The sequence below is a fragment of the Hymenobacter nivis genome, assembly GCF_003149515.1.
GTDB lineage: Bacteria > Bacteroidota > Bacteroidia > Cytophagales > Hymenobacteraceae > Hymenobacter > Hymenobacter nivis.
In genome coordinates this window covers 3,076,674-3,102,724 of the sequence record NZ_CP029145.1, presented here as the reverse complement: position 1 = coordinate 3,102,724, position 26,051 = coordinate 3,076,674, and the positions used below count along the sequence as shown (strand labels likewise).

Annotated in this window: 21 protein-coding genes; 16 read left to right on the top strand and 5 right to left on the bottom strand. The window is 64.5% G+C overall.

Going from position 1 to position 26,051, the window contains the following annotated elements; all coding sequences use genetic code 11:
- Positions 1–43: 43 nt before the first annotated feature.
- The 3 genes from DDQ68_RS13740 (at position 44) to DDQ68_RS13730 (ending at position 4,199) form a co-directional block, all read left to right on the top strand.
- Entirely contained in the window at positions 44–1,429 is a 1,386-nt protein-coding gene (locus tag DDQ68_RS13740) for a sigma-54-dependent transcriptional regulator (protein WP_109656809.1), read from the top strand.
- Positions 1,410–2,714, top strand: a complete 1,305-nt coding sequence (locus DDQ68_RS13735) for a sensor histidine kinase (RefSeq protein ID WP_245897043.1) — start codon at positions 1,410–1,412, stop codon at positions 2,712–2,714. Before DDQ68_RS13740 ends, DDQ68_RS13735 begins: the two co-directional genes overlap by 20 nt.
- 123 nt (positions 2,715–2,837) lie before the next feature.
- Complete coding sequence (locus DDQ68_RS13730; RefSeq protein ID WP_109656807.1) at positions 2,838–4,199, top strand: ammonium transporter; 1,362 nt, start codon at positions 2,838–2,840, stop codon at positions 4,197–4,199.
- A gap of 79 nt (positions 4,200–4,278) precedes the next feature.
- On the opposite strand, the gene DDQ68_RS13725 is transcribed toward DDQ68_RS13730, so the two are convergent.
- From DDQ68_RS13725 to DDQ68_RS13715, 3 genes are all read right to left on the bottom strand, one after another.
- The gene (locus DDQ68_RS13725; protein ID WP_109656806.1) at positions 4,279–4,980 is read right to left on the bottom strand and encodes an SAM-dependent methyltransferase; all 702 of its coding nucleotides are present in this window, start codon (positions 4,978–4,980) and stop codon (positions 4,279–4,281) included.
- Positions 4,981–5,083: 103 nt separating this feature from the next.
- The gene (locus DDQ68_RS13720) at positions 5,084–5,872 is read right to left on the bottom strand and encodes an alpha/beta fold hydrolase (RefSeq protein WP_109656805.1); all 789 of its coding nucleotides are present in this window, start codon (positions 5,870–5,872) and stop codon (positions 5,084–5,086) included.
- Between the two features lie 231 nt (positions 5,873–6,103).
- Entirely contained in the window at positions 6,104–6,700 is a 597-nt protein-coding gene (locus tag DDQ68_RS13715) for a PH domain-containing protein (RefSeq protein WP_109656804.1), read from the bottom strand.
- 158 nt (positions 6,701–6,858) lie between these two features.
- Between DDQ68_RS13715 and DDQ68_RS13710 the strand changes: the two genes are divergently transcribed.
- The 3 genes from DDQ68_RS13710 to infB all read left to right on the top strand — a co-directional run bounded on the left by DDQ68_RS13710 (position 6,859) and on the right by infB (position 12,013).
- Complete coding sequence (locus tag DDQ68_RS13710; protein ID WP_109656803.1) at positions 6,859–7,332, top strand: LSm family protein; 474 nt, start codon at positions 6,859–6,861, stop codon at positions 7,330–7,332.
- Positions 7,333–7,450: 118 nt separating this feature from the next.
- On the top strand, positions 7,451–8,836 hold the full coding sequence (gene nusA, locus DDQ68_RS13705) for a transcription termination factor NusA (protein WP_109656802.1): 1,386 nt from the start codon (positions 7,451–7,453) through the stop codon (positions 8,834–8,836).
- 123 nt (positions 8,837–8,959) lie between these two features.
- A complete protein-coding gene (infB, locus tag DDQ68_RS13700) occupies positions 8,960–12,013 on the top strand; it encodes a translation initiation factor IF-2 (RefSeq protein WP_109656801.1) in 3,054 nt (1,017 codons plus the stop codon).
- 357 nt (positions 12,014–12,370) lie between these two features.
- Here the strand turns inward: infB and DDQ68_RS13695 are convergent, their stop codons facing one another.
- Positions 12,371–12,748: a hypothetical protein gene (locus DDQ68_RS13695; protein ID WP_109656800.1), complete on the bottom strand. Its 378-nt coding sequence runs from the start codon at positions 12,746–12,748 to the stop codon at positions 12,371–12,373.
- Between the two features lie 184 nt (positions 12,749–12,932).
- Positions 12,933–13,310, bottom strand: a complete 378-nt coding sequence (gene mscL / locus DDQ68_RS13690) for a large conductance mechanosensitive channel protein MscL (RefSeq protein WP_109656799.1) — start codon at positions 13,308–13,310, stop codon at positions 12,933–12,935.
- 175 nt (positions 13,311–13,485) lie between these two features.
- Between mscL and DDQ68_RS13685 the strand changes: the two genes are divergently transcribed.
- The 10 genes from DDQ68_RS13685 to DDQ68_RS13635 all read left to right on the top strand — a co-directional run bounded on the left by DDQ68_RS13685 (position 13,486) and on the right by DDQ68_RS13635 (position 25,880).
- Positions 13,486–14,277: an enoyl-CoA hydratase/isomerase family protein gene (locus DDQ68_RS13685; protein WP_109656798.1), complete on the top strand. Its 792-nt coding sequence runs from the start codon at positions 13,486–13,488 to the stop codon at positions 14,275–14,277.
- Positions 14,278–14,527: 250 nt separating this feature from the next.
- Positions 14,528–16,024: a lipopolysaccharide biosynthesis protein gene (locus DDQ68_RS13680; protein WP_109656797.1), complete on the top strand. Its 1,497-nt coding sequence runs from the start codon at positions 14,528–14,530 to the stop codon at positions 16,022–16,024.
- Positions 16,025–16,226: 202 nt separating this feature from the next.
- On the top strand, positions 16,227–16,706 hold the full coding sequence (locus tag DDQ68_RS13675; RefSeq protein ID WP_109656796.1) for a hypothetical protein: 480 nt from the start codon (positions 16,227–16,229) through the stop codon (positions 16,704–16,706).
- A gap of 472 nt (positions 16,707–17,178) precedes the next feature.
- On the top strand, positions 17,179–18,876 hold the full coding sequence (locus DDQ68_RS23500) for a site-specific DNA-methyltransferase (protein WP_109656794.1): 1,698 nt from the start codon (positions 17,179–17,181) through the stop codon (positions 18,874–18,876).
- A gap of 105 nt (positions 18,877–18,981) precedes the next feature.
- Positions 18,982–19,416: a dUTP diphosphatase gene (gene dut, locus DDQ68_RS13660; RefSeq protein ID WP_109656793.1), complete on the top strand. Its 435-nt coding sequence runs from the start codon at positions 18,982–18,984 to the stop codon at positions 19,414–19,416.
- A 177-nt stretch (positions 19,417–19,593) separates the two neighbouring features.
- Positions 19,594–20,568 (top strand): threonine ammonia-lyase, encoded by a 975-nt coding sequence (locus tag DDQ68_RS13655; protein ID WP_109656792.1) that lies wholly within the window; start codon positions 19,594–19,596, stop codon positions 20,566–20,568.
- Between the two features lie 67 nt (positions 20,569–20,635).
- On the top strand, positions 20,636–21,646 hold the full coding sequence (locus tag DDQ68_RS13650; protein ID WP_109656791.1) for a sugar phosphate nucleotidyltransferase: 1,011 nt from the start codon (positions 20,636–20,638) through the stop codon (positions 21,644–21,646).
- Positions 21,647–21,781: 135 nt separating this feature from the next.
- The gene (locus tag DDQ68_RS13645; RefSeq protein ID WP_109656790.1) at positions 21,782–23,608 is read left to right on the top strand and encodes a tetratricopeptide repeat protein; all 1,827 of its coding nucleotides are present in this window, start codon (positions 21,782–21,784) and stop codon (positions 23,606–23,608) included.
- The gene (gene lolB1 / locus DDQ68_RS13640) at positions 23,601–24,395 is read left to right on the top strand and encodes a lipoprotein insertase outer membrane protein LolB1 (RefSeq protein WP_109656789.1); all 795 of its coding nucleotides are present in this window, start codon (positions 23,601–23,603) and stop codon (positions 24,393–24,395) included. The genes DDQ68_RS13645 and lolB1 overlap by 8 nt, the downstream gene beginning before the upstream one ends.
- Before the next feature lie 75 nt (positions 24,396–24,470).
- The gene (locus DDQ68_RS13635) at positions 24,471–25,880 is read left to right on the top strand and encodes a murein hydrolase activator EnvC family protein (protein ID WP_245897042.1); all 1,410 of its coding nucleotides are present in this window, start codon (positions 24,471–24,473) and stop codon (positions 25,878–25,880) included.
- Positions 25,881–26,051 lie beyond the last annotated feature (171 nt).

Below are 26,051 nucleotides of genomic sequence, written 5' to 3'. Positions count from 1 at the left end.
CTTTGCTTCGCTGCTGAATAGTCCAACGCACTCCATTCCCCCTATGATTCTCATCGTCGACGACGACCTGGCCGTGCGCACCTCGCTGGGCCTGCTGCTGAAGCAGGCCGGCTACGCCACTCGCGCCGCCGACGGCTCCGCCGGGGCCCTGGCCGCCGTGCGCGCCGAAACGCCCGCCCTAGTGCTGCTCGACATGAACTTTTCGCGTGCCACCACCGGCGACGACGGCCTTGCCTTACTGCATGAAATCAAGGCGTTGGCTCCGCTGGTGCCGGTGGTGCTCATCACCGGCTGGGGCTCTATTGCGCTGGCCGTGGCGGGTATGAAGGCCGGGGCCGCGGAGTTCGTCACCAAGCCCTGGCACAACGATGCGCTGCTCCAAACCATCGGCACAGTGCTGGCGTTGCGGGGCCCCGGGCCCGCCGCTGGGGCCCCGCCCGGCCGCCGGGCGCTGGACAAGCAGTTCGCCCTCAGCGATATTGTGGGTGAAGATGAGCGCCTATTGGCCGTGCTGCGCCAGGTGGGCCAGGTGGCGGCCACCGATGCGGCGGTGCTCATCGAAGGCGAAAGCGGCACCGGCAAAGAGCTGATTGCCGAGGCGTTGCACCACAACAGCCGCCGCCGCGGCCAGCCCTTCGTGAAGGTGAACCTGGGCGGCATCTCGTCGTCGTTGTTTGAGAGCGAGTTGTTTGGCCACCGGCGTGGGGCCTTCACTGATGCCAAGGCCGACCGGGTGGGCCGCTTCGAGCTGGCCAACGGCGGCACCATTTTCCTGGATGAAATTGGCGAGCTGGAGCTGGCCAGCCAGGTGAAGCTGCTGCGCGTGCTGCAAGACCGCACCTACGAGGTGCTCGGCGACAGCAAGCCCCGCCGGCTGGACCTGCGCGTGGTAGCCGCCACCAACAAGAACCTGGCCGAGCTGGTGGCCCAGGGCCGCTTCCGCGAAGACCTCTTCTACCGCCTCAACCTCATCACGTTGCGCCTGCCTGCCCTGCGCGAGCGGCCCCACGACGTGCCGCTGCTGGTGCGCCACTTCCTGGCCCAGCTGCGCGAAACCTACCAGCGGCCCGGCCTGCGCGTGGGGGCCCCCGCGTTGCACTGGCTGCAAGCGCAGCCGCTGCCCGGCAACATCCGCGAGCTGAAAAACCTGGTCGAGCGCGCCGTGCTCGTCAGCGGCCACGACGAGCTGACGCCCGCCGACTTCCAGCAAAGCGGGGCCGCCGCCACGGCGCCATTCGCCGCCCCTGGGGCCCCGCCCGTGCCGAGTGCTCTTACGCTCGACCAGCTTGAAGCCCAGGCTATTCGCCAGAGCGTGGCCCACCACCAGGGCAACCTGAGCCGGGTGGCGCGGGCGCTGGGCCTCAGCCGCGGGGCCTTGTACCGCCGCCTCGATAAATACGATATTCCTTATGATGAGCCTGCGGGTTAAGTTTCTGCTCTTCGTCGTGGTTATCCACGCCGTGCTGGTGGCGCTGGCGGCCCAGCTGCGTACCACCAACGCGGTGCTGTTCATCGCCACCGAGCTGCTGCTGCTGGGCAGCCTCGTGCTGAGCGCGCAGCTCTACCGGGGCTTCGTGCGGCCGTTGCAGCTCATTGCGGCGGGCACGGCGGCCATGCAGGCGCGCGATTTCACCCTGAAATTCGTGCCCGTGGGCCAGCGCGAAATGGACCAGCTCATTGGCGTTTATAATTCCATGATTGATGCGCTGCGCCGCGAGCGGGTGAGCCAGCACGAGAAAAGCATCCTGCTCGAACGCCTCATTGAAGCCTCGCCGGCTGGCATATTAGTGCTTGATTTTGAAGGGAATGTGGAGCAAGCCAATGCGGCGGCGGTGCGCTTCGTGGGGCAGCCGCAGGGGCCCTGGCTGGGCCAGCCGCTGGGGGCCCTGCCGGGGCCCTGGGGCCCCGCGCTGGGGGCCCTGGCCGAGGGCCAGCCGCGGGCGCTGCGCCTCTCGGGCCTGCAAGCCTACCGGGCCCACGCCGCGCACTTCCTCGACCGGGGCTTCACGCGCCGGTTTGTCGTGCTGGAAGAGCTGACGCAGGAGCTGATCAAGCAGGAAAAGCAGGCCTACGAGCAGCTCATCCGGCTCATGTCGCATGAAATCAACAACTCCATCGGGGCCATCAACTCCATTTTGGGTAGCTTCCGGCATTACGCCCCGCAACTCGCGCCCGCCGACCGCCCCGATTTCACCGAGGCGCTCGACGTCAGCATTGCCCGCAACACCCAGCTGGCCAGCTTCATCGCCGATTTTGCCCGCCTCGTGCGCCTGCCCGCCCCCCAGCTCGCGCCCACCGACGTGCACGCCCTGCTGCGCAACCTGGGCCGCCTGCTGGGGCCCCAAAGCGCCGAGCGCCGCGTAGCCTGGCACTGGGAGTTGGGCGCCGCGCCGCTCATCATCGAAGCCGACGCGCCGCAGCTGGAGCAAGCCCTGCTGAACGTGGCCAAAAACGCCCTCGAAGCCATCGGCGAAGGCGGCAACATTTGGGTGCGTACCACGGATAACCCGTTCATCGTCAGCATTGAGAATGACGGGGCCCGGCTCACGGCCGAAGTGCGCGAGCGGCTGTTCACGGCGTTTTTTAGCACCAAGCGCGGCGGACAGGGCATCGGCCTCACCCTGGTGCGCGATGTGCTGCTGGCCCACGGCTTCGCGTTTGGCCTGGCCAGCGGGCCTGGGGGGCGCACGGCGTTCACCATCGGTTTGCCGTGAGGGGCCCTGCACAGTACAAATTATTAAAAATATCGATAAGTCCTTAAAAATAGTGGGGGGTATTTCGAATTTTATCTATTTTTGTTTCCGGTAGGGATTAAAATTTACCCCTGTCGCCGGTAAATGACTATCGATTTAGAGCCTGGTGCCATCGAATCCGCAGCCACCGTTACGCGCAAGCAACGGCTGGCCTCCATTAGCGTGGCCGTGCTGGCGGTGCTGGCGTGCGTGGCAGCCTTCATCCCGCAGGTGCACCCCGACGCCGCCCCCAAGTCCTTCGACCCCGCCGACGTGGCCTGGATGCTCACCGCCTCCGGCCTGGTGCTGCTGATGACGCCCGGCCTGGCGTTCTTCTACGGCGGCATGGTGAGCAAGAAAAGCGTGATTTCCACGCTCTTGCAGAGCTTTATTGCCCTGGGTGTCATCTCGGTGCTGTGGTACGTGGTGGGCTTTTCGCTGGCCTTCGGCGACAGCATCGGGGGCGTGATTGGCAATCCGATGACGTTCCTGCTCTTCAACCATGTAGGCACGGCCCCGCATCCGCGCATCGCGCCTAACCTGCCGCTGGTGCTGTTCGCGGCGTTCCAGCTCAAGTTCGCCATCATCACGCCGGCCCTCATCAGCGGGGCCTTTGCTGAGCGCATCCGATTTTGGGGCTACCTGCTGTTTATGTGCCTGTTCAGCCTTCTGATTTACTGCCCCTTGGCCCACTGGACCTGGCACCCCGACGGCTTCCTGTTCAAGTGGGGCGTGCTCGACTTTGCGGGCGGCACGGTGGTGCACATTTCGGCGGGCTTCGCGGCGCTGGCCGGGGCCCTGGCCCTGGGCCGCCGCAACGTGCACAAGGAGGGCCAGCAGCACGCGCCTACCAACGTACCTTTCGTGTTGCTGGGCACCGGCCTGCTGTGGTTCGGCTGGTTCGGCTTCAACTCCGGCTCGGCCCTGGGCGCCAACGCGGTGGCCGTGCAGGCGTTCTTTACTACCCACTTGGCCTCGGCCGCCGCCATGCTCACCTGGATGCTGATTGAGGCCGTGCGCGGGCAGCGGCCCTCGGCGGCCGGCGCGGCCGTGGGGGCCGTGGTGGGCCTGGTAGCCATTACGCCCGGCGCGGGCTACGTCAGCTACGGCCCGGCGCTGTTCATCGGGGTGGTGGCCGCAGCCATCAGCGCCTTCGCAATCGAGTTGAAAAACCGCACCACCCTCGACGACACCCTCGACGTATTTCCGTGCCACGGCGTAGGCGGCATCGTAGGCATGATCCTCACCGCCGTGTTTGCCAAAGAGGGCGGCCTGGCCACCACCGGCTCAGCGGTGCTGCTGTGGAAGCACCTGGGGGCCCTGGTGTTCATTTCGGCCTTCACGTTCAGCGGTTCCTATCTGCTCTACAAGCTCACCAACCTGCTCATCCCCATCCGCGTGAATGCCGAGAACGAAGCTCACGGCCTCGACACCAGCCAGCACGGCGAAACAATGCTGGTGAGCTAAGTTTGCAACCCAAACAGCGGGATCCGGCGGTGAAAATGCTTCACCGCCGGATCCCGCTGTTTGTGCTTCCGGTATGTTTTTATACCCCGAGTACAAATACGGTCGGAATCTTGTGCAGTCCCGGCGCCGGCTGCCGCCGCCACTCGCTCACCGGCAGCGTGCGGATGAACTCGCCCGCGCCCGTTACGTCGGCCGCCACGCACAGGCGCGTGGCAGGTTGCAAATGCGCCAGCAAATCCAGGAACAGGGCCCCGTTGCGGTAGGGCGTTTCGATGAACAACTGGCTCTGGTTGCGCTGCTGCGCCTCGCGCTCTAGCATCTTGATAGCCGCGGCCCGGGGCCCCTTCTCAATGGGCAAGTAGCCGTGGAACGCAAATTGCTGTCCGTTCAGGCCCGAGGCCATTAGGGCCAGCAGCAGCGACGAGGGCCCCACCAGCGGCACCACGCGCAGGCCCAGCCGGTGGGCCTCGGCGGCCAGCGCCGCGCCCGGGTCGGCAATGCCCGGGCAGCCCGCTTCGCTGAGCACGCCAGCCTCCAGGCCCTCCTTCAGTAGCGGCTCCAGCGCGGCGCGCACCTCGGCTGGTGTGCTGTCCTTGTCAATCACACCGAAACGAATGTCCTCAATTACCCGAGCCGGGGCCACGCTCTTCACGAAGCGCCGCGCCGTGCGGGCATTCTCGACCAGAAAGTACGGGAGCCGGGCCACGGCCGCCACTACTTGCGGCGGCAGCACCTGCGCGGCCGTGTCGTCGGCCAGGGGCGTGGGAATGAGGTAAAGCATTGATTTAAAAAAGGATGTAACGGCGCGTTGCTTCGCTTCTGGACCGCGAGAACGGATTGCCGTGCGGTGATGGGAGCGCGATATGCCGCGCTGCTACCGCTGGCTACTGCCCCACAAAGGCCCGCACGAGCTCGTACACTTCGTCGGGCTTTTCGGCGTGCAGCCAGTGGCCGGCGTCGGGCACGGTGGCCACTTCAGAGTTCGGGAACAGCGCTGGGATGACGTACAGCTTGTCGTTGGCCGTGATGTAGTCCGACTTGCCACCGCGAATGAACAAGGCCGGTTTCAGGAAGGGCTCGCCCGTGATTTCCGCGCCCACGGCCGGCATAGCCTTCACCAGCACTGGCAGGTTGATGCGCCAGGCGAAGGCGTTTGCCTCGTCGCGGTACAGGTTTTTCAGTAAAAACTGCCGCACGCCCACCGACCGAATATGCTGGGCCAGCACCGCGTCGGCTTCCTGCCGGCTGGTGATGGCAGCCAAATCCACGGCTTGCAGCCCAGTCAGCACTTCGTCCTGGTGCGTCATGTCGGAAAAGTTTGGCGCAATGTCGAGCACGATGAGCCGGGCCAGCCGCTCGGGGTAGCTCAGGGCAAAGCGCATGGCCACTTTGCCGCCCATGCTGTGGCCCAGCAGCGTAGTATCGGGCCCCAGGCCCAGGTGGTCGAACAGGGCCCCCACGTCGGCGGCCATGGTGTCGTAGCTGTGGTCGGGGCTATGAAACGAGCGGCCATGGTTGCGCAAATCCACGCTGACGACGCGCAGGCCGGCCTCCTGGGTCCAGCGTCGGGCCAGCGTTTGCCAGTTGTCAAGCGCGCCAAACAGGCCGTGGAGAATCACCAGCGGCCGGCCCTGGCCTTGGTCGAGGTAGTGCAGTAGGGGAGAAGCAGGCATAATGAGTGAACAGTTATCAGTTAACAATGAGCATTTCGAAGTTTGGCTTGTTCCCGAATTGGAAAAAGCGGAACGTTATGCAGAGCGCAGCGAAGCATCTTTTCTGCGGCAGTAATCATGATTAGCAACGCGGCAGAGATGCTTCGCTGCGCTCTGCATGACGTTCTTTCCTGTGCTATTTCTTATTTAGAATTACATCTAACTGCTCACTGTCAACTGTTCACTGAAAAGTCAAGCCCATGCCCAGGCCACGGTGCGCCGGTCGGTGGGCACCGAGCGCAGAAATACCGTCAGCGGCTCTAAGTCGGCCAGCAGCGAGGTGAGCACAATTTCGCGGCCGTCGTGCAGTAGCAGGCGCACATAGTTGTAAGGGGCCCAAAAAGTGGCCCGGGTGCGGCACGTCACGCGCTGCACCCGGGCAATGTCGCGCCGCTCGAAGTACTGCCGCTGGCCGTGCTGGTACACCTCCAGGCGGTTTTCCTGAGGTTGCAGCACCAGCACGGTGGCGTGGTTCAGCACCCAGTAGCGAAGGTGCAGCACCGCCGCCGGGGCCCCCAGCGCCAGCGCCACGGCTACCAGCGCGGCGGCCAGGCCCCACTCCAGCGGGCTGGCGCTACCGTGGGGCCCCATGGCCAGGGCCGGCACTACGCTCAGGCCGGTGCCTAGCGCCAGCAGGGGCCAGGCCAGCAGCCGCAGCTGCCGCGCCGCCGTGAGGCGGTAGGTATGCGTGCGCTTGCCAAACCAGCCGGCCACCCACCGCGCCACGCCCAGCACCAGGGCCAGCACCGCCAGCACCTCAAGCAGCGGGCGTAGCAAAACAAATTTCATAAGGCGGCCAAAACGGTACGGCGGCCAAAGGTAGGGGCCCCCGGGGTGGTTTGCTTTAGCGGCGGCAACGCCGTATCTTTGTACCCGAAGTTTGGTATTCAATCTGAAAAGAGGGGACGCGCAGTCCCCTCTTTTTTTGTCTTAGCCCGGGTTAATTTATGGTCCTCGACCGCGCTTTAGTGCTGCAAATGCTCCACGACGCCATCGGCGACGATGTGGACGTGTTCCTGGTGAATCTGACCGTCTCCGATTCGGTTTTACCTAAGCTCACGGTCACCCTCGACGGGCCCCTGGGCCTGGGCATCGAGGAGTGCGCCAAGGTGAGTCGCCGCTTGGCCCGCCGCATCGACGAGCACTACGGCGAAGACGCTGCCTACTCGCTCGAAGTAACGAGCCCCGGTGCCGACCAGCCCCTCACCGACCCGCGCCAGTACCAGCGCCACATCGGCCGCTCGCTGGCCCTCAAGCTGGCCGACGGCACCGAGAAAACCGGCGAGCTACTTGCCGCCACCCCCGAGGGCGTCGAGATTGCCGAAGTCATCAAAGTCAAAACCAAAAAAAGCATCCTGCCCGCCGCCTTTTACACCTTCGGGGACATAAAGGAGGCCACGGTTGTTATCTCTTTTAAGTAACCCTCTGTCATGCTGACGAAGGAAGCATCTTATCACGGCTGCTTTCGTCAGGATTACTAATTCCAAACGGCGCGGCTGTGATAAGGTACTTCGCTCCGCTCAGTATGACAATAAGCAAATGAACAGCAACGAACTAATCGAATCCTTCGGCGAATTTGCGCGCAGCAAAAACATCGACCGGCCCACGATGATGTCCATCCTGGACGAGGTGTTCCGCACGATGATTCGCAAGAAGTTTGAGGAAGACAGCAACTTCGACGTTATCATCAACCCCGACAACGGCGACCTGGAAATCTGGCGCAACCGCGAAATCGTGGACGATAACTCGGAGGACATCTGGGATTTCGACAAGATTCCGCTGGCCGAGGCCCAGAAAATCGAGCCTGACTTTGAAGTAGGCGAAACCTTGCCGGTGTCCATTAAGCTGGAAGACTTTGGCCGCCGCGCCGTGCTCATGGCCCGCCAAACGCTGATTCAGCGCGTGAAGGACTTGGAGCGCGACAACCTGTACCAGAAGTACAAAGACCAGGTGGGCGAAATCGTGACCGGCGAAGTGTACCAAGTGTGGAGCCGCGAGGCCCTCATCATGGACAAGGACGACAATGAGCTGGTGATGCCCAAGGGCGAGCAAATCCCCAAGGACCGCTTCCGCAAGGGCGACACCGTGCGCGCTGTGGTGCACCGCGTGGAAGTCATCAATGGCACGCCCAAAATTATCCTCTCCCGCGCCGCGCCGGCCTTCCTGGAGCGCTTGTTTGAGCTGGAAGTACCCGAGATTTACGATGGCCTCATCACCATCAAAAACGTGGTGCGCGAGCCCGGCGAGCGCGCCAAAGTGGCCGTGGAGAGCTACGACGAGCGCATCGACCCCGTGGGCGCCTGTGTGGGCATGAAGGGCAGCCGCATCCACCCGGTGGTGCGCGAGCTGGAAAACGAGAACATCGACATCATCAACTACACCGACAACCTGGAGCTGTACATCGCCCGGGCCCTGTCGCCAGCCAAAGTGGGCTCGATGAAAATCAACCCCGAGAACGGACGCGTGTCCGTCTTCATGAAGCCCGACCAAGTGAGCCTGGCCATCGGCCGCGGCGGTGCCAACATTAAGTTGGCCAGCCGGTTGGTGGGCATGGAAATCGACGTGTTCCGCGAGGCCATTGACTACGAAGAGGACATCTCGCTCGAAGAATTCAGCGACGAGATTGAGCCTTGGATCATCGCCGAGCTGAAGAAAATTGGCCTCGACACCGGCCGCGCCGTATTGGCCGTGAAAAAAGACGACATCGTGCGCCGCACGGAGTTGGAAGAAGAAACGGTGGATGACCTTTACCGCGTTATCCGCCAAGAGTTTGCCGACGACGATGACCTCGACGAGCGGCAGGCCGAAGCAAATAAAAAGTCCGCTCCCGTGGCCGAAACCGTGGAAACAGCACCTGAAGCCGAGGCCCCCGCCCCGGCCCCTGAGGAAGCGGGCGCCGGCTCAGCCGCTGAAGCGGCCCAATGACGGCCGGGCGGCCGGTACGGCAAGGACGTTGAATCGCGCCAGTAGGCGCGGTTTGCGCCTCGCTGGCAAGATTTAATGTAATACCTTTGCACTTAGAAGCGTATCGTTCGCGAGAAACATAGAATGGCGGAAGCAACCCCGAAACGGCTACAACAGGCGGCCAAAGACCTGGGAATTGGCATGGACACAGCCGTTGCGGCCCTGTCCAAAAAAGGAACACAAGTAGAAAACAAGCCTACCACGAAGCTGACCGCGGACCAAGTGAGCTTGTTGGAGAAGGAATTTGCCTCGTCGGCGCTCGACCGGCAGGAGTCGCAGAAAATCATTCAGGCCAAGCGCCAGAGCGATTTAGAAGCGGCTCCTAAGCCTGCTCCCGCCCCGCCGCGCCCCGCGCCGGTGGTAGCTCCGAAGCCTGCACCTACGCCAGTATCTACGCCGGCCTCGACTCCGGTGGCTGCCCAGGTAGTACCTGCAGCCCCGGCAGCACCAACTGCTACTGCGCCCGAAAAGCCCTCTGTACCTGGCCTGAAAGTGCTGGGTAAAATTGAGCTTGATAGCCGTGGCCGCGTGGTGCCCCCCCGACCCAAGCCCGTAGAGGCCCCTGCTGCACCAGTTGCTGCCGCTCCGGTGGTTGCCCCGGCGCCCGTAGTAGCTGCTCCAGTAGCGGCGGCGCCCGCCCCCGCCCCGGTTGCCCCCAAGCAAGTGGTTGCCCCAGTGCAAGCCGCTGCCCCCGTGGCAGCGCCCGCCCCGGCTCCGGCCGCAACGCCCATTGCGGCTGCTGCTCCTACGCCGGCTCCGGTTGTTGCCGCGCCAGTAGCCGCTGCCCCCGTGGTGGCCGCTCCCGCTGTTGCCGCAGCTCCCGTGGCTTCGGCTCCCGTGGCCGAAGAGCCCGCCGGCACCATCACGGCCAAGGCCGACCAGCTGAAAGGCTTGACGGTACTGGGTAAAATTGACCTTTCGGCTACCAATAACGACCGCCGGGGCCCCGGTGGGCGCGGCCCCCGGCCCATCGCGTCGTCCGACGTAAACAAGCGCGGCTTGCCCGCGGGCCCCGGCCAGAAGAAGCGTACCCGCCTGCCTGGCCCTCCCGGCACGGGCACTGGTACCAGCGCGCCCGGCACGGGTGGCGGCTACCAAGGCAACCGCCCCAACCAGGGCGGCGGTGCCAGCCGCCCCGGCCAGCCTGGTGGCAACCGCCCCGGCCAAGCCGGCGGCAACCGCCCCGGCCAGCCCGCACCGCGGCCCAACGCCCCGGCTCTTACACCCGAGCAGGCTGAGAAGCAGATCCAGGAACAAATTAAGGCGACGCTTGCTAAGCTGGGCGGTAATAAAACCAACCAGACCAACCGCGCCAAGTACCGCCGCGACAAGCGCAGCATGCTGGCCGAGGACCGCGAGGCCCTGCGCGCCCAAAACGAACTGGACGCCAAGATCCTCAAGCTCACCGAGTTCATCTCGGCCAACGACTTGGCCTCGCTGATGGATGTGAACGTGAACGAGGTCATCAAGGTGTGCTTGGGCATGGGCATGTTCGTCTCCATCAACCAGCGCCTCGACGCGGAAGCCATCACCGTGATTGCCGACGAATTTGGCTTTGACGTGGAGTTCCTGTCGGCCGAAGAGGAAGAAATCAGCATCGATGCCGGCGACGTCGAAGAAGACCTGCGGCCCCGCGCGCCGATTGTGACCATCATGGGCCACGTCGACCACGGTAAAACATCGCTGCTTGACTACATCCGCGATGCGAGTGTGGCCAAAGGCGAAGCTGGCGGCATCACGCAGCACATCGGGGCCTACGAAGTGAAAACTAAGAACGGCAACCCGATTACCTTCCTTGATACCCCGGGCCACGAAGCCTTTACGGCCATGCGGGCCCGCGGTGCCAAGGTGACGGACATTGCTATCATCGTGGTGGCCGCCGACGACTCGGTGATGCCCCAGACGAAGGAAGCCATCAACCACGCCCAGGCGGCGGGGGTACCTATCATCATCGCCCTGAACAAGATTGACAAGCCCAGCGCCAACCCGGAGAAAATCCGCGAGGAGCTGTCGCAAATCAACATTCTGGTGGAAGAGTGGGGCGGCAAGTACCAAAGCCAGGAGGTTTCGGCCAAATCGGGCCTTGGTATCGAGGAACTGCTGGAGAAGGTACTGCTCGAAGCCGAACTGCTGGAGCTGAAAGCCAACCCCGACCGCAACGCCATCGGCACCGTTATCGAAGCCTCGCTGGACAAAGGCCGGGGCTACGTGACCACCGTGCTGGTGCAAACCGGCACCCTGAACGTGGGCGACATCGTGCTGGCCGGCCCGCACTACGGCCGCGTGAAGGCCATGACCGACCACCGCGGCAAGAAAATGAAAACGGCGCCGCCCGCTACGCCGGTGCAAGTGCTGGGCCTCACCGGGGCCCCACAGGCCGGCGACCGCATCCAGGTAATGGAGACGGAGCGCGAAGCCCGCGAAACCGCTACCCAGCGCTTGCAGTTGGCCCGCGAGCAGAGCATCCGCACCAAGAAGCACATTACCCTCGACGAGATTGGCCGCCGCCTGGCGATTGGCTCGTTCAAGGAGTTGAACATCTTGGTGAAGGGCGACGTGGACGGCTCGGTGGAAGCCCTGTCGGACTCGCTGCTGAAGCTGAGCACGCCGGAAGTAAAGGTGAACATCCTCTCGAAAGGGGTGGGCGCCATCTCGGAAAGCGACGTGTTGCTGGCCTCGGCCTCTGATGCCATCATTATCGGTTTCCAGGTGCGGCCCTCGCAGAGCGCCCGCAAACTGGCTGAGCAGGAGCAGATTGACGTGCGCCTATACAGCATCATCTACAACGCCATCAACGAGGTGAAGGATGCCATGGAAGGCATGCTGGCCCCGACGGTGCAGGAAGTGGTGGTGGCCAACGCCGAGGTACGCATCGTGTTCAACATCACCAAAGTCGGCACTATTGCCGGCTGTATGGTGACGGACGGTTCTTTTACCCGCCGTACCCGCGTGCGGGTGGTGCGCAATGGCATCGTGATGCACACCGGCGAGATTCAGGACCTCAAGCGCTTCAAAGATGACGTATCGGAAGTGCGTCAGGGCTACGAGTGCGGTATTTCCATCAAGAACTTCAACGAGTTGCAAGAAGGCGACAACATTGAGGGCTTTGAGGAAAAGGAAATCAAGCGCACCCTCTAGACCACGGATGTTGTGGATTAGGGCGGATCTTTCGGATCCTGTAGCCGATTCATTTAAAGCAAAAAGGCGACCTGAGAAGGTCGCCTTTTTGCTTTTGTGTCCGAAGGTGAAAATTCAGTGAAAAGTAGCGCTAATGCTGTGGCGTAGGTTACCGGGGGGCTATCTGAATATGGGTTGTCATGCTGACGAAAGAAGCATCCTATCAAGATAAAACAGATCGTGCAGCAGCGATAAGATGTTTCGCAGGCTCAGCATTACAGCTCCTGCTCGGATAGCCCCCCGGTATCGAACCCGGGGCCTCATAACGGATCATCTCTAAAATCCGAAAGGTCCGCCCTAATCCATAAAATCTGTGATTTAGAAGAGTAGGAAGTGCTTTTTGCGGCGGTGTTGCTTGTGTATCAGGGGCTTGCCCGATGGGTTGGCACCACCGGCCGGGTGCATCTGGCCGCGTTCCTGCCTGCCCGTGCCGGGCGCGGCCTTGAATTTGCGCACCGTGAAGCCGCCGGCTTTGGTGTCGAACTGCCGGGCGGGGCCCGCCGCCCGGCCGAGACTGGTGTTGCCGGTGGCCACGCCGGCGCGCGCTTCCAACACCTGCATTTGCTGGTTATGCTTAAGCTCCTCGGCCGTCAAGCCGGGTTGGCGCGGGTCGGTCGGGGCCGACTGGGCCAAAGCGGGAACGGCAGTCAACGCACTCAGGGCGGCGAAACCGGCGGCGGCGAATATGTTTCTCATGCAGTAGGGGAAGGAACTTGGAAAAGCACCGCGGCAACTGGCGATAAGTAAAATAAGTTCGCTTGGGCCAACTTGGTGGCGCACGCTGCCGGGGTAGTTGTAAAAATAAAGCCCGGCCGTCTGGCGGGGGCCCTGGTTGCCAGGGCCCCCGCCAGACGGCCGGGCAGAGCCGGCCAACGGCGGACTATAGCCGGCCGCCGGCCCGCAGCGCGTCGCGGATTTCGGCCAGCAACACCTGATCCTTGGTGTCTACCGGGGCGGTGGGGGTCACTTCCACCGGGGCCTTTTTGATGGTGTTGGCCCCCTTCACAATCAGGAAAATGATGACGGCCAGGATGAGGAAGCCGACCACCGCGTTCAGGAACAAGCCCACTTTTAGGGGCCCTAGGTGGATGGCGGAGAAATCGGGGGCCCCACCCACCATCCCCACCAGGGGCATGATAACATCGTCGGTGAGGGAGGAAACGATTTTGCCAAACGCCGCGCCGATGATGACGCCCACGGCGAGGTCGAGCACGTTACCCTTGGAAATGAACTCTTTAAATTCGGAAACAATACCCATGGTACGGAGAGGGGGGTGGAAGATGAAAAAGCAGAAACCGGGTACTCGATAAGAAGGGTAAGGGTAAATGTAATGGGCGGATAGTAATATCTAGCGGTATTAGTGGATTTAAGGTGCCGTAGTAGGGCCCCGGCCCGGAGCCTTACCTTTGCCCCAACCGCTTAGCCCTTGCCCCATGGCCACTTCCTTCGATAATCTGCTCTACGACCTCGACGTCGCCACCGGCGTGCTCACCCTTACCGTCAACCGCCCCGCTAAGCTGAATGCCCTGAACGCGGCCACCATTGCGGAGCTGGACGCGGCCGCCCAACACGCCCTGGCCGACCCCGCGGTGCGTGCCATCCTGCTCACGGGCAGCGGCGAGAAGGCCTTTGTGGCGGGGGCCGACATTGCCGAGCTAGCTGCCCTCACGGCTGTGCAAGCCGCGGGAGCGTCGGCGTACGGACAGCGGGTATTTGCCCAATTCGAGCGCAGCCCCAAGCCGGTGGTGGCCGCCGTGAACGGCTTCGCGCTGGGCGGCGGCTGCGAGCTGGCCATGGCCTGCCACCTGCGCGTGGCCGCCGACACGGCCCGCTTCGGCCTGCCCGAGGTGAGCCTGGGCCTGCTGCCCGGCTACGGCGGCACCCAGCGCCTGCCCCAGCTGGTGGGCAAGGCCAAGGCCCTGGAGCTGATGCTGACGGCCGACATGATAAAGGCCGATGAGGCCTTACGCCTGGGCCTGGCCAACCACGTGGTACCCCAAGCCGAGCTGCTGGGTTTCTGCCGCCAGCTGCTGGCCCGGATGCTGAGCAAGGGCCCTGTGGCGCTCGGTTTGGTTATCGAGTGCGTAAATGCCGGCTACGACCCCCGCCAGGACGGCTACGGGGCGGAGGCCGAAGCCTTCGGCCGCGCCTTCCAGACCGACGATTTTAAGGAAGGCACCCAGGCGTTTGTAGAGAAGCGGCCGGCGGTGTTCCAGGGGAAGTAAAGGGCAAATTATCAATTATGAATTAGCAACGTGCATAGGGCCCCGGGTACTACTGGGGAATCTATTCGACTGTGCTATACTGCTCACGAAGTGGAATGCGAAAACGAAGTAGGGTGCGGGGCTTGCCCCCGCCCGTTGTTGAACGGTTCAGTCGGCTTTCGTTCAACGACGGGCGGGAACAAGCCCCGCACCCTACTTCGTGACGAGTATAACTCATAATTCGCAATTCACAATTCATAATTAAGCAAGCATGAGCATTGCCAAAAAGCTGGTTTCCCAAACCGCGGTGTACGGCGTGAGCAGCATCGTGGGGCGGGTGCTGACGTACCTGCTGGTGCCGCTGTACACGGGCGCGTTTGCCGCGGCCGAGTACGGGGTGGTGACGGGGCTGTATGCCTACGTGTCGTTTCTGAACGTGGTGTTCACCTACGGCATGGAAACCACCTACTTCCGCTTCGCCAACCGCCCCGGCACCGACCGCCGCGACCTGTACGACCGCACGCTGAGCCTGCTGCTGCTGAGCAGCGCCGGGCTCGCGCTGCTGCTGATGGCCCTGGCCCGCCCGCTGTTGGGCCTGCTCGACATCGGCCCTGGCTACGAGCGCTACTTCTACTGGGTGGCCCTGATTTTGGCGTTCGACGCCGTGTCGGCCATCCCGTTTGCCCGGCTGCGGCTCGAAAACCAGGCCCGCAAGTTCGCCACCATCAAAATGGCTGGCATTGTGGTGAACGTGGCCCTGAACCTGTTCTTCATTGTGCTGTGCCCCGCCGTGGCCAGCGGCCGGTGGCTGCCCGCGCTGGGGCCCCTGGTGGCCCGCGTCTACGACCCCGGCCTGGGCGTGGGCTACGTGTTCCTGGCCAACCTGGTGGCCAGCGCGGCCACGCTGCTGCTGCTGGGCCGGGAGCTGCTCGACTTCCAGTTCCGGTTCAGCTGGGGGCCCCTGCGGCCGCTGCTCAAGTATGCTTACCCGCTGATGCTGATGGGCCTGGCGGGTATGGTGAACGAAACGTTTGACCGGATTTTGCTGGCTAAGTGGCTGCCCACGGGCTTCTACCCGGGGAAAAGCAGCCTCACGGCGGTGGGCATCTACGGGGCGTGCTACAAGCTGAGCATCTTCATGTCGCTCGTCATCCAGGCGTTTCGCTACGCGGCCGAGCCGTTCTTTTTTGCCCAAAGCACCGAGAAGAACTCGCCGGCCACATTCGCGCTGGTGCTCAAGTGGTTTACGCTGTGCTGTGCGGTAATTTTCGTAGTTATTAGCCTGAACGTGGAGGACTTCGGGAATATATTCCTGCGGCGGGCCGAGTACCGGCAGGGGCTGGCCGTGGTGCCGGTGCTGCTGCTGGCCAACCTGTTTCTGGGCGTGTACTACAACCTGTCGGTGTGGTTCAAGCTGACCGATAAAACCTACTACGGCACCTACATCGGGGCGGGCGGGGCGGTGCTCACCATCGCCCTCAACTTCCTGCTGATTCCGGTGCTGGGCTACATGGGCTCGGCCATCGCCACGCTGGCCTGCTACTTTATGATGGCCGTGCTGTGCTGGCGGCTGGGCGAGCGGCACTTCCCGGTGCCGTACCCGGTGGCGCGGCTGGGCCTGTGGCTGGCGCTGGCCGTGGGGCTGGTGGCGCTGGGCTGGGCCGTGCCGGTGGCCGCCTGGGGCCCCCGGCACGCCTGGCACGTAGGGCTGTCGCTGGCCTTCGTGGCGGTGCTCTACCTGGTGGAGCGGCCCCGGCGAACCGCGTAGGGGCGAGGCTTTCCCTCGCCCATCGCTGCCCGGAACCGTGGCAACGGCGCGAAGAACGCCCAAGCACGGGCCCGCGCCACCCGTGCGCCGCACTACTGCCGCGCCGGTTGCACCTTGCGGGCCGGCAGCCAGCGCGGGAAAATCCCGGGCCGGCTGCCCCTAGGCCCGGCGCTACTCGTGGGGCCCGCTATTCTCTTTTTTTATGAATAACCTGAACACCGAACTTATCCCGGCCGACGTGCTGGCCGGGGCCCTCGCCAAAATTCGCGCGGCCCGCGCCGACCTGGCCCCCTACCTGCACCCGCTCACGCCGCAGCAGCGCCAGGACCTGCCCAAGATGGGCGACAAAAGCCTGGCCTTTGTGACCAAGGTGGCCGAGTATGCCCAAAGCCTGCCCGCTCTCATGCCCAGCTACCTCGACGCGGCCGGCCTCGCCACCGACGCGGCCACCAGCACCGCCCTGCTGCCCATCTACCTCGAAACCGACGCCCTGGCCCTCGACCTCGACAGCACCCGCATGGTGGCCGGCTCCGAAGGCTACGCCGCCGCCCTCATCGGCTACGGGGCCCTGCAAGGCGCCGCCAAAGACAACCAGCCCGGCGCCCAGGCCGCCGTAGCCGAGCTGGCCCCCCGCTTCGCCCGCCCCACCAAAGCCGCCAAAGCCCCCGCTCCGGCCGCCTAAGAAGCTGCCGTTGGTCGTTGAATGGTGTGGAGCCGCCTCTTTGCTTCTCTGCACCCGGCAGGTGCCAGCGTAAACGGGTAGGGTGCGGGGCTTGCCCCCGCCCGTTGTTGAACGGTTGGCACCCGAATCGTTCAACGACGGGCGGGGGCGAGCCCCGCACCCTACTGCGCGAGGAATAGTAACGCAAACGGCTGCTGAGCAGCGGCCACTGAAAAAGCCCGGTTCGCCAAGCAAATTGCTCGGCGGGCCGGGCTTTTTCAGTGGTGGGCCGGGCTTTTTTGCCGGTGCGCCGGGCTTTTTGGGCGGCGCGCCGCTGCCGCAACCCGGCGTTCGGCCCCCAAAGCCTGGCCCGCCGGGCAACTAACCCGGTGCGCCGGGCTTTTTGGGCGGCCGGCGGCTGTTTTTGGGCGGCGCGCCGGGGTGGGGCCCCGGCGCGCCGCCCGCGGGCTAGGGCCGGGCTTACCTTGCCGCCATGAACGAGCTTATCCTCGGCGACAACCTGGAAGTGTTGCGCCACTTGCCCGCCGAATCGGTGGACCTCATCTACCTCGACCCGCCGTTTTTCTCCAACCGCACCTACGAAGTCATCTGGGGCGATGCCGGCGAGCGCCGCTCCTTCGAGGACCGCTGGTCGGGCGGCATCATGCAGTACATCGACTGGCTCAACGAGCGGGTGCGCGAGCTGCACCGCGTCCTCAAGCCCACCGGCTCGCTGTTCCTGCACTGCGACTGGCACGCCGATGCTTACATCCGGGTCTTTATTCTGGATAAGATTTTTGGGGAGGAAAACTTTAGGGCAGAAATAGCTTGGAAGCGTAGTGGGGCCCATAATGACGCCAAGCAGGGCCGTAAGGCACTCGGTAACATCGTGGATAAAATTTTCTATTACAGCAAAAGCGGTAAGTATAATTTCAATCAGCTTTATACTGAATACGACGAGAGCTATGTTGAAGAAATGTATCGGTTCAAAGACCCTGATGGACGTCGTTATCGTGTGGGCGATTTAACTGCGGCCAAAGGCGGTGGAAACACTTCTTACGAATGGAAAGGGGTTAAACCTTATAAAGGGCGTTACTGGGCTTACTCCATTGAAAACATGGAGAAGTTTGACGCAGATGGCTTACTTGTTTACAGCAAAACAGGAATGCCCCAATTCAAAAGATACCTGGATACCATGCCAGGGGTGCCGTTGCAAAATGAGTGGTCTGACATTACAGCATTAGGTGCCGGCTCCAAAGAGCGCATCGGCTACCCCACGCAAAAGCCGGTGGCACTGCTGGAGCGCATCATTGCGATGGCCAGCCACGAGGGCGACGTGGTGCTGGACCCCTTTGTGGGCGGGGGCACGACGGTGGTGGCGGCCGAGCGCCTGAAGCGCCGCTGGCTGGGCATCGACCAGAGCGTGCAGGCCGTGAAGGTGACCGAGCTGCGCCTGCTGCAAGGCCGCGACCTGTTCAGCTCCGACTTCGCCGTGCGCCTGCACAAGTACGACGTGGAGGCCCTCAAGGCCCAGAACCCCTACGCCTTCGAGGGCTGGCTGGTGACGCAGTTCGGCGGCACGCCCAACGTGAAGCGGCGCGGCGACCTCGGCCTCGACGGCACCAGCCGCGAGGGCCTGCCCCTGCAAGTGAAGCAGAGCGAGGGCATAGGCCGCAATGTGGTGGACAACTTCCGCGCCGCCGCCGAGCGCCACGACGCGGCGCTCTTTGCCCGGCAGCGGGCCGCCGGGGCCCCGGTGGGCTACATCCTGGCCTTTTCGTTTGGCAAGGGGGCCGTGGAGGAGTGCGCCCGCCTGCGCACCAAGGAGGGCATCGGCATCGAGCTGGTGGCCGTGAAGGACATTGTGCCCCTGGCCCACAAGCCCCGCCTGGCCGTGGCCGTGGCGGCGCTGGAGGGCCCCGCCGGGGCGGCCGGGGCCGGCGGCAAGCGGGCCGTGCGCCTCACCGCCACCGGCGAGAGCCCAGCGGGCATCGAGTTTTACGCCTGGGACGCCCACCACGACCCCGCCCAAGGCTTCCGCCCCAGCATCCTGCTCGACAAAACCGGCGTCCAGACCTTCCAGCTCCGCCCCGGGGCCCACGTGCTGGCCGTGCAAGTGGTGGACAACGACGGCCTGAGCGCCACCGAAGTGGTGCGCCTGCACGTGAACGGCGAAGTGAAGCGCGGGTAGGGGCGGGGCTGGCCCCCGCCCGCCGCTGAACGGAATTGCTGGAACGAAGCGAGCGGGGGCTGGCCCCACCCCTACGGAAAGCGTTCGGCATTTATCTTCGCCGCCATGCAAATACCCGTCGTCAACCGTTCGCGCCACCCGCTGCCCGAATACCAAACCGACCACGCCGCCGGCCTCGACCTGCGCGCCTTCCTCGACGCGCCCGTAACGCTGGGGCCCCTGGAGCGGGCCCTCATTCCGACGGGGCTGGCGGTGGCCATTCCGGTGGGGTTTGAGGGGCAGGTGCGGCCCCGCAGCGGCCTGGCCCTGCGCCACGGCCTGGCCCTGGTGAACAGCCCCGGCACCATCGACGCCGACTACCGCGGCGAAATCGGGGTGCTGCTGGTGAACCTTTCCAACGTGCCCTTCGAAGTGCGCGACGGCGAGCGGGTGGGGCAGCTGGTCATTGCCAAGCACGAAACCATTGCCTGGCAGCCCACCGAAACCCTGGCCCCCACCGGGCGCGGCACCGGCGGCTACGGCAGCACCGGCGCCGGCTAAGCTGGGCCCCCGCGGCGTAGGCGTGGCGGGCTGCCGGCTAATCGTTACGGCAGCTTGACCAGTCGTTTAGGGGCCCCCAGGAAATCGAGGCAACGGCAACCCAACGGCCAGCAAAAAGCCGCCCGCCGGGGCCCCAGCCCAGCCCCGGGGCACCTTCTTCCGTATACCTTCCGACTGATGGACTTCGTTACTTTATCCGATATCGAGCAAGCCCAGGGGCGGCTGCGCGGCCTGGCCCGGCACACGCCGCTGCTGCCGCTGGCCGTGCCCGAGCTGCCCGATGAGGCCGTGTACCTCAAGGCCGAAAGCCTCCAACCCATCGGCTCTTTCAAAATCCGGGGCGCCGCCAACCGCATCCTGGCCCTGTCGGCTGAGGAGCGGGCGCTGGGCGTCATTGCCTACTCCAGCGGCAACCACGCCCAGGGCGTAGCCTACGCCGCCCGCGCGCTGGGTATGTCGGCCATCATCGTGATGCCCACCAATGCCCCGGCCGTGAAGGTGGCCGCCACCCGGGCCCTGGGGGCCGAAGTGGTGCTGTACGACCCCGCCCACGAGCGGCGCGAAGACATAGCTGCCCGCCTCCAGGCCCAGCGGCCGCGCATTCTGGTGCCGCCCTTCGACGACCCCTACGTAATTGCCGGGCAGGGCACGGCGGGCCTGGAAATTTTTCGGGACCTGCCCGCCGTGGAGCTGGTGCTGGCCCCGGTGGGCGGCGGCGGCCTGCTCAGCGGCTTAGCGGTGGCCCTGAAAGCGTTGAAGCCCAGCATCAAAATTATCGGCGTGGAGCCCGAGCTGGCCGCCGATGCCCAGGCCTCGCTGCGCGCCGGCCACGTGGTGGAGTGGCCCGCCGCCGACACCAACCGCACCCTGGCCGACGGCGTGCGCACGTTGCGGCTGAGCGAGTTGACCTTTCAGCACATCCGCATGTATGCCGACGACATCGTGACCGTGAGCGAGGCCGACCTGCGCCGCGCCGCCCGCCGCCTCCTCACCGAGGCCCGGCTGGTGGTGGAGCCCACAGCCGCCCTGCCGCTGGCGGCGCTGCTGCGCCACCGCGCCGCGCTGCCGCCCAGCCGCCACACGGTGCTGCTGCTCAGCGGCGGTAACGTAGACCCCGCCACGCTGGCTGCGCTGCTGGCCGCCGACGATTAACGCCGGGGTCCTTTCTTTGCTTAACCTCTTACTTCTTCTTTCTCACCCTTCAACGACACTTCCCCCAATGAAAATTATCGTTCCGATGGCGGGCATGGGCAAGCGCATGCGCCCCCATACCCTCACCGTTCCCAAGCCCCTGGTGCCCATCGCCGGCAAACCCATCGTGCAGCGCCTCGTGGAGGACATCGCCAAGGTGTGTGGCGAGCCCGTTGACGAAGTAGCGTTCATCATCGGGCGCTTCGGGGCGACCGTGGAAAAGCAGCTCCAAGGCATCGCCGAATCGGTGGGCGCCAAGGCTACCATCGTGTACCAGGACGAGGCGCTGGGCACGGCCCACGCCATTCTGTGCGCCCAGAATTCGCTGACGGGGCCCCTGGTGGTGGCCTTTGCCGACACGCTGTTCAAGGCCGACTTCACGCTGGATTCGACCGTGGCCGGCACCATTTGGGTGCAGCAGGTAGAAGACCCGCGCCCCTTTGGTGTGGTGAAGCTCAATGAGCAGGGCCAGATCACCGATTTCGTGGAGAAGCCCGTGGAGTTTGTGTCCGACCTGGCCATCATTGGTATTTACTACTTCCAGGACGGCGAATACCTGCGCCGCGAGTTGCAATATTTGCTCGACAACGACATTAAGGATAAAGGCGAGTACCAGCTTACCAACGCCCTGGAAAACATGAAGAATCAGGGCACCGTGTTCGTGCCCGGCCGCGTGACGGAGTGGCTCGACTGCGGCAACAAAGACGCCACAGTGTTCACCAACCAGCGCTACCTGGAGTACCTCAAGGAGCGCGGCGAATTGCTGGTGTCGCCGTCGGCCATCATCACCAACTCGGTGCTGATTGAGCCGGTGTACGTGGGCGAGCACGCCATCATCACCAACTCGGTGGTGGGGCCCCACGTGAGCCTGGGCGACCACGCCAACGTGCGCGACTCGCGCCTAAGCAACTCCATCGTGCAAACCTCGGCCTCGCTGCTCAATACGGTCATCACCAACTCGATGGTGGGCAACCACGCTGTGGTGACTGGCACCCCCGACGACCTGAGCCTGGGCGACTACAACAACATCCGCGTGTGAGCCAGCCGCCCACGGGCGGAAATTTTTAGGGCGGATTTACGTTAAAGTGGCGCGGCTTCCGGTGGGGGCTGCGCCGCCGGCGTTTATTCGCCGTAATTTTGGAACCGGCCGCGGGGCCAACTAGCTTCTTTCGTCATGCGCGCTGCCCTGGTTGTTTTTCTTTTGCTGCTGCCGGCCTGGGCCGCCCGCGCCCAGGCGCCTACCGAAGCCGGGGCCCCCACCGGGCACAGCCGCCCGTCGCTGAGCCGGGCCGAGCGCCGGGCCATTGCTAAGCAGCAGCGCGAAGCCGACAAGGCCCAGGCCGCCGCCAAAAAAAATGCGCCCGCCGCGCCCGCGCTCTCGGAGCGCGACCGCGAAGTAAGTGAGTCGCTGTTCGTGGACGGCGTGAAATTCGTGTTGCTGGAGGACTACCCCAAGGCCCTCGACCGCCTGGGCAAGGCCTACTCCTTCAACCCCACCAACGCGGCCCTGAACTACAAGCTGGCCGAAGCCAGCCTGCTGAGCGGCAACCTGCGCGACGCCACCAACTACGGCGCCGCCGCCGTGCGCCTCGACCCCAAAAACGCCTACTATTACCTGCTGCTGGCCCAGGCCCAGGCCAGCCAAAAGCAGTATGACGCTGCTACCCGCACCTACGCCGCCCTGGTGAAGGAAGTGCCCAACTCGGGTGGCTACCTCTTCAACCTGAGCGACTTGTACCTGGCGCAGGGCAAGCTGCCCGAGGCCCTGGCCACCCTGGCCCAGGCCGAGCAGCAGTTTGGGCCCAGCGACGAGGTATCGTTCAAGAAACAGCAGATTTACCTCAAGCAGAACAAGCTGGACCTAGCCCTGGCCGAGGGCAACAAGCTAGTGGCCGCCAACCCCGACCAGCCCCGCTACGTGCTGGCCCAGGCCCAGATGTACGCCGCTAACGACCGCCTGCCCGACGCCATTCGCCTGGCCCAGCAGGCCCTGCGGCTCGACCCCGGCAGCGCCGGGGCCCACCTGCTGCTGGCCGACGCCTACCGCCAGCAGAAACAGCCCGAAGCCTCGGAAAAAGAGCTGCGGCTGGCCTTCGATTCGCCGGCGCTGGACATTGACAATGCGGTGCGCATCCTGGCCAGCTACATCAAACAGCTGCCCAACCCGACTCTGAACCAATTGGCCTTGGACCTGGCCGCCGCCACCGTGCGCACCCACCCCAAAGAGGCCAAAGCCTACGCCTTGAGCGGCGATGTGCAAACCCTGACCGGCCACAAGCGCGAGGCCCGCAACGCCTACCTGCGCGCCCTGAAGTACGACAACTCCCGTTACCAAGTGTGGCAACAGACCGTGCTGCTCGATGCCGAGCTGGGCCAGACGGACTCGCTGCTGGTACACTCGGAACGGGCCCTGGAGCTGTTTCCCAACCAGGCGTCGATGTGGTTTTTCAACGGCACGGGCCTGCTGATGAAGAAGCAGCCGCAGCAGGCCGTGGCCTCGCTGGAGCACGGCCGCAAGCTAGCCACCGACACGCCGGAGCTGCTGGCCCAGTTCGACTCGCAGCTCGGCGACGCCTACCACGCCATGAAGGAGTATGAGAAATCGGACGCCGCTTACGACGCGTCTCTGGCCATCGACGCCAACAACTGGGCAGTGCTTAATAACTACAGCTACTACCTGTCGCTGCGTGGCCAGAAGCTCGACAAGGCCAAGGAAATGGCTGGCCGCGTGGTGAAGGAGTTCCCCGCCAGCGACACCTACCTCGACACCTACGCCTGGGTGCTCTACAAGCAAAAAGACTACGCCGGGGCCCGCACGGCCCTGGAAACGGCCCTCAAAACCACCAAGGACGCCTCCGTCATCGAGCACTACGGCGACGTGCTGTACCAGCTCGGTGAAAAAGAACCGGCCCTGGCCGCCTGGCAGCGCGCCCGCAAAGCCGGGGGCGGGGCCTCCGAATTTCTAGACCGCAAAATCCGCGACCGTAAACTGTATGAATAAATCCGTTTTGCTGCTGGCCCTCGGGCTGGGGGCCGGCGCGTGCCACCGCGCCGTGCCCACCACGAAGGGCACGGCCCCCGGTGCTTCCACCTCGACCACGGTGCGCCCGAGCAAGGAGGCCGCAGTGAAAGCCGTCGATTTCGACTCGCCCTACCTCACGGCCAAGGGCAAGGTGCAGGCCACCATCAAGGGCGATGAGAAGTCGGCCACCATCAACATCCGGATGCGGCGCGACAGCGCCATCTGGATTTCGGCCGGGCTGCTGGGCTTCGAAGGCGTGCGGGCCCTGCTCACGCCCGACTCGGTACGGGTTGTCAACCGCCTGGACAAGACCTACTTCGCTGGTGGCTACGACTACCTTACCAAGCTGCTGAACGTGCCGGTGAGCTTCGCCCAGGCCCAGGCCCTGCTGCTGGGTAATTACCAGGCGGCCCCGGCCGGCGCGGCCCTCACCCTGGGTACGGCCCCCACCGGCGGCCAGCGCGTGGCCTATCCCCTCAACGGCGTGATTGTGGAGCAGCTGCTCCAAGCAGCCTCGGGCCGGGTAGAAAAGCTGACGCTGACCGAAACCGGTTCCAACCGCAGCCTCGCGGCCGATTACGCCGATTTCCAGGCCGTGGACGGGGCCAAAGTGCCGTTTGCCCACAGCCTGTTGGTAGACGCCAAGCAGGGTGCCGTAGGCACAAAGGCCAGCCTGAAGTACAGCAAGGTGAGCGCCGGCGGTGCCGGGCTGAGCTTTCCCTTTGATATCCCGAAGGGCTTCCAGCGGGTGAAAGCCAACAGATAACGCAGAGTGAACGGCACGGCGCAAGCAGCACAACGGCCCTCAACGCAACGGCGACGCAGCTCGCTTCGGGCCCCTGTGGCCGGCCTGCTGGTGCTGTGCCTGTGGCTGGGCCAGGCACTGGGGGCCCCGGCGCAGCACCACCCGCGCCGCAAAAAAGCCGCGCCGGCGCGTCCGGCCAAGAGCCGCCCAGCCCCGGCGCACCGCCACAAAACGCGCGCAGCGGCGGGGCCCCCGGCCAAAAGCAAGGCCCAGTTGGAGCGCGAGCGGCGCGCCAACCTGCAAGCCATTCAGGAGAAAAGCCGGGTCCTGGACCAAACCCAGGCCAAGAAAAAGGTGACGCTGGGCCAGCTCAACGTCATCAAAGAGCAGCTGGTAGTGAAGCAGGACGTCATCCAGAACATTTCGACCCAGCTGCACGGCATCGACACCAACGTGCACCAGACGGCCCAACAGGTGCTGCAAACCCAGCACAGCCTGGCCGAGCTGAAGGACGAGTACGCCCGGCTGCTGTACACAGCGTCGAAAACGGCCAACGGCTTCAACCAGCTCATGTTTTTGTTTGCCGCCGACTCGTTCAACCAATTTGTGCTGCGGCTGCGCTACGTGCGCCAGTATACCGAGGAGCGGCAGCAGCAGGCGGCGCGCATCCGGGGTACGCAGGTGCGGCTGCACGAGCAGCTCACGGGCCTCACGCAGCAGCAGCGCCGCAAGGGGGCCCTGCTGAACACCCAGCTGTCGGAGAATAAAAGCCTGCTTACCCTCAAAACCCAGCAGGACGAAGTGGTGCAGCAGCTGGGCCAGCAGGAGCAGGGCCTGCGCGCCGAGCTGGCCGAGCGCCAGCAGGCCGTTGAGCGCCTCGACCACCTGATTGCCGAGCGCGTGCGCGAAGAAATTGCCCGGGCCGCCCGGGAGGCACGCCTGGCCGCCCGCCGCGAGGCCCTGGCCGCTGCTCGCGCCCGCAGCGGCCGGCGCGGCACCCGCAGCGACGACGAGCCCACCGCTGACGCCCCCGAAACTGCCGCCGACCGCCGCGCCAGCCGCGTAGTTCTCACCCCGGAAACGGCTTTGGTGGCGTCCAACTTCGCCGGCAACAAGGGGCGCCTGCCCTGGCCGGTGGGCCGCGGCTTCATCAGCCAGCGCTTTGGGCGGCACCCGCACCCGGTGCTGCGCCACGTGATGGTGGAAAACCGGGGCATCGACATTCAGACCGGGGCCGGCGAGCCGGTGCGGGCCTGCTTCGATGGCAAGGTACTCACCATCACCAGCATTGCGGGCATGAACACCATCGTCATGATTCAGCACGGCGACTATTTCACGGTGTACGCCAAGATGCGCTCGGTGAGCGTGAGCGACGGCCAGCGGGTGCGCGCCCGCGAAGTCATCGGCACGGTGGCCGCGGGCAGCGATGGTACCGCCGAGTTGCAATTCCAGGTGTGGCACAACGCAGCCAACCTCAACCCTGAAAGCTGGCTGGGCCGCCGCTAAGCTGCGCCCCGGGGCCCCCGCGCGGGGCAAAAAAAAGACACCGAGCAAGGCGCGGTGTCTTTCCAAAGCTATGAAAACAAACTTAGCCGCGGCCACCGCCCGGCGCAGGGCAAAGCCCTGCGGGGACGGCTAATGGCCGTTAGCCAATGCAAAAATGCGGTGCGAAGGCAA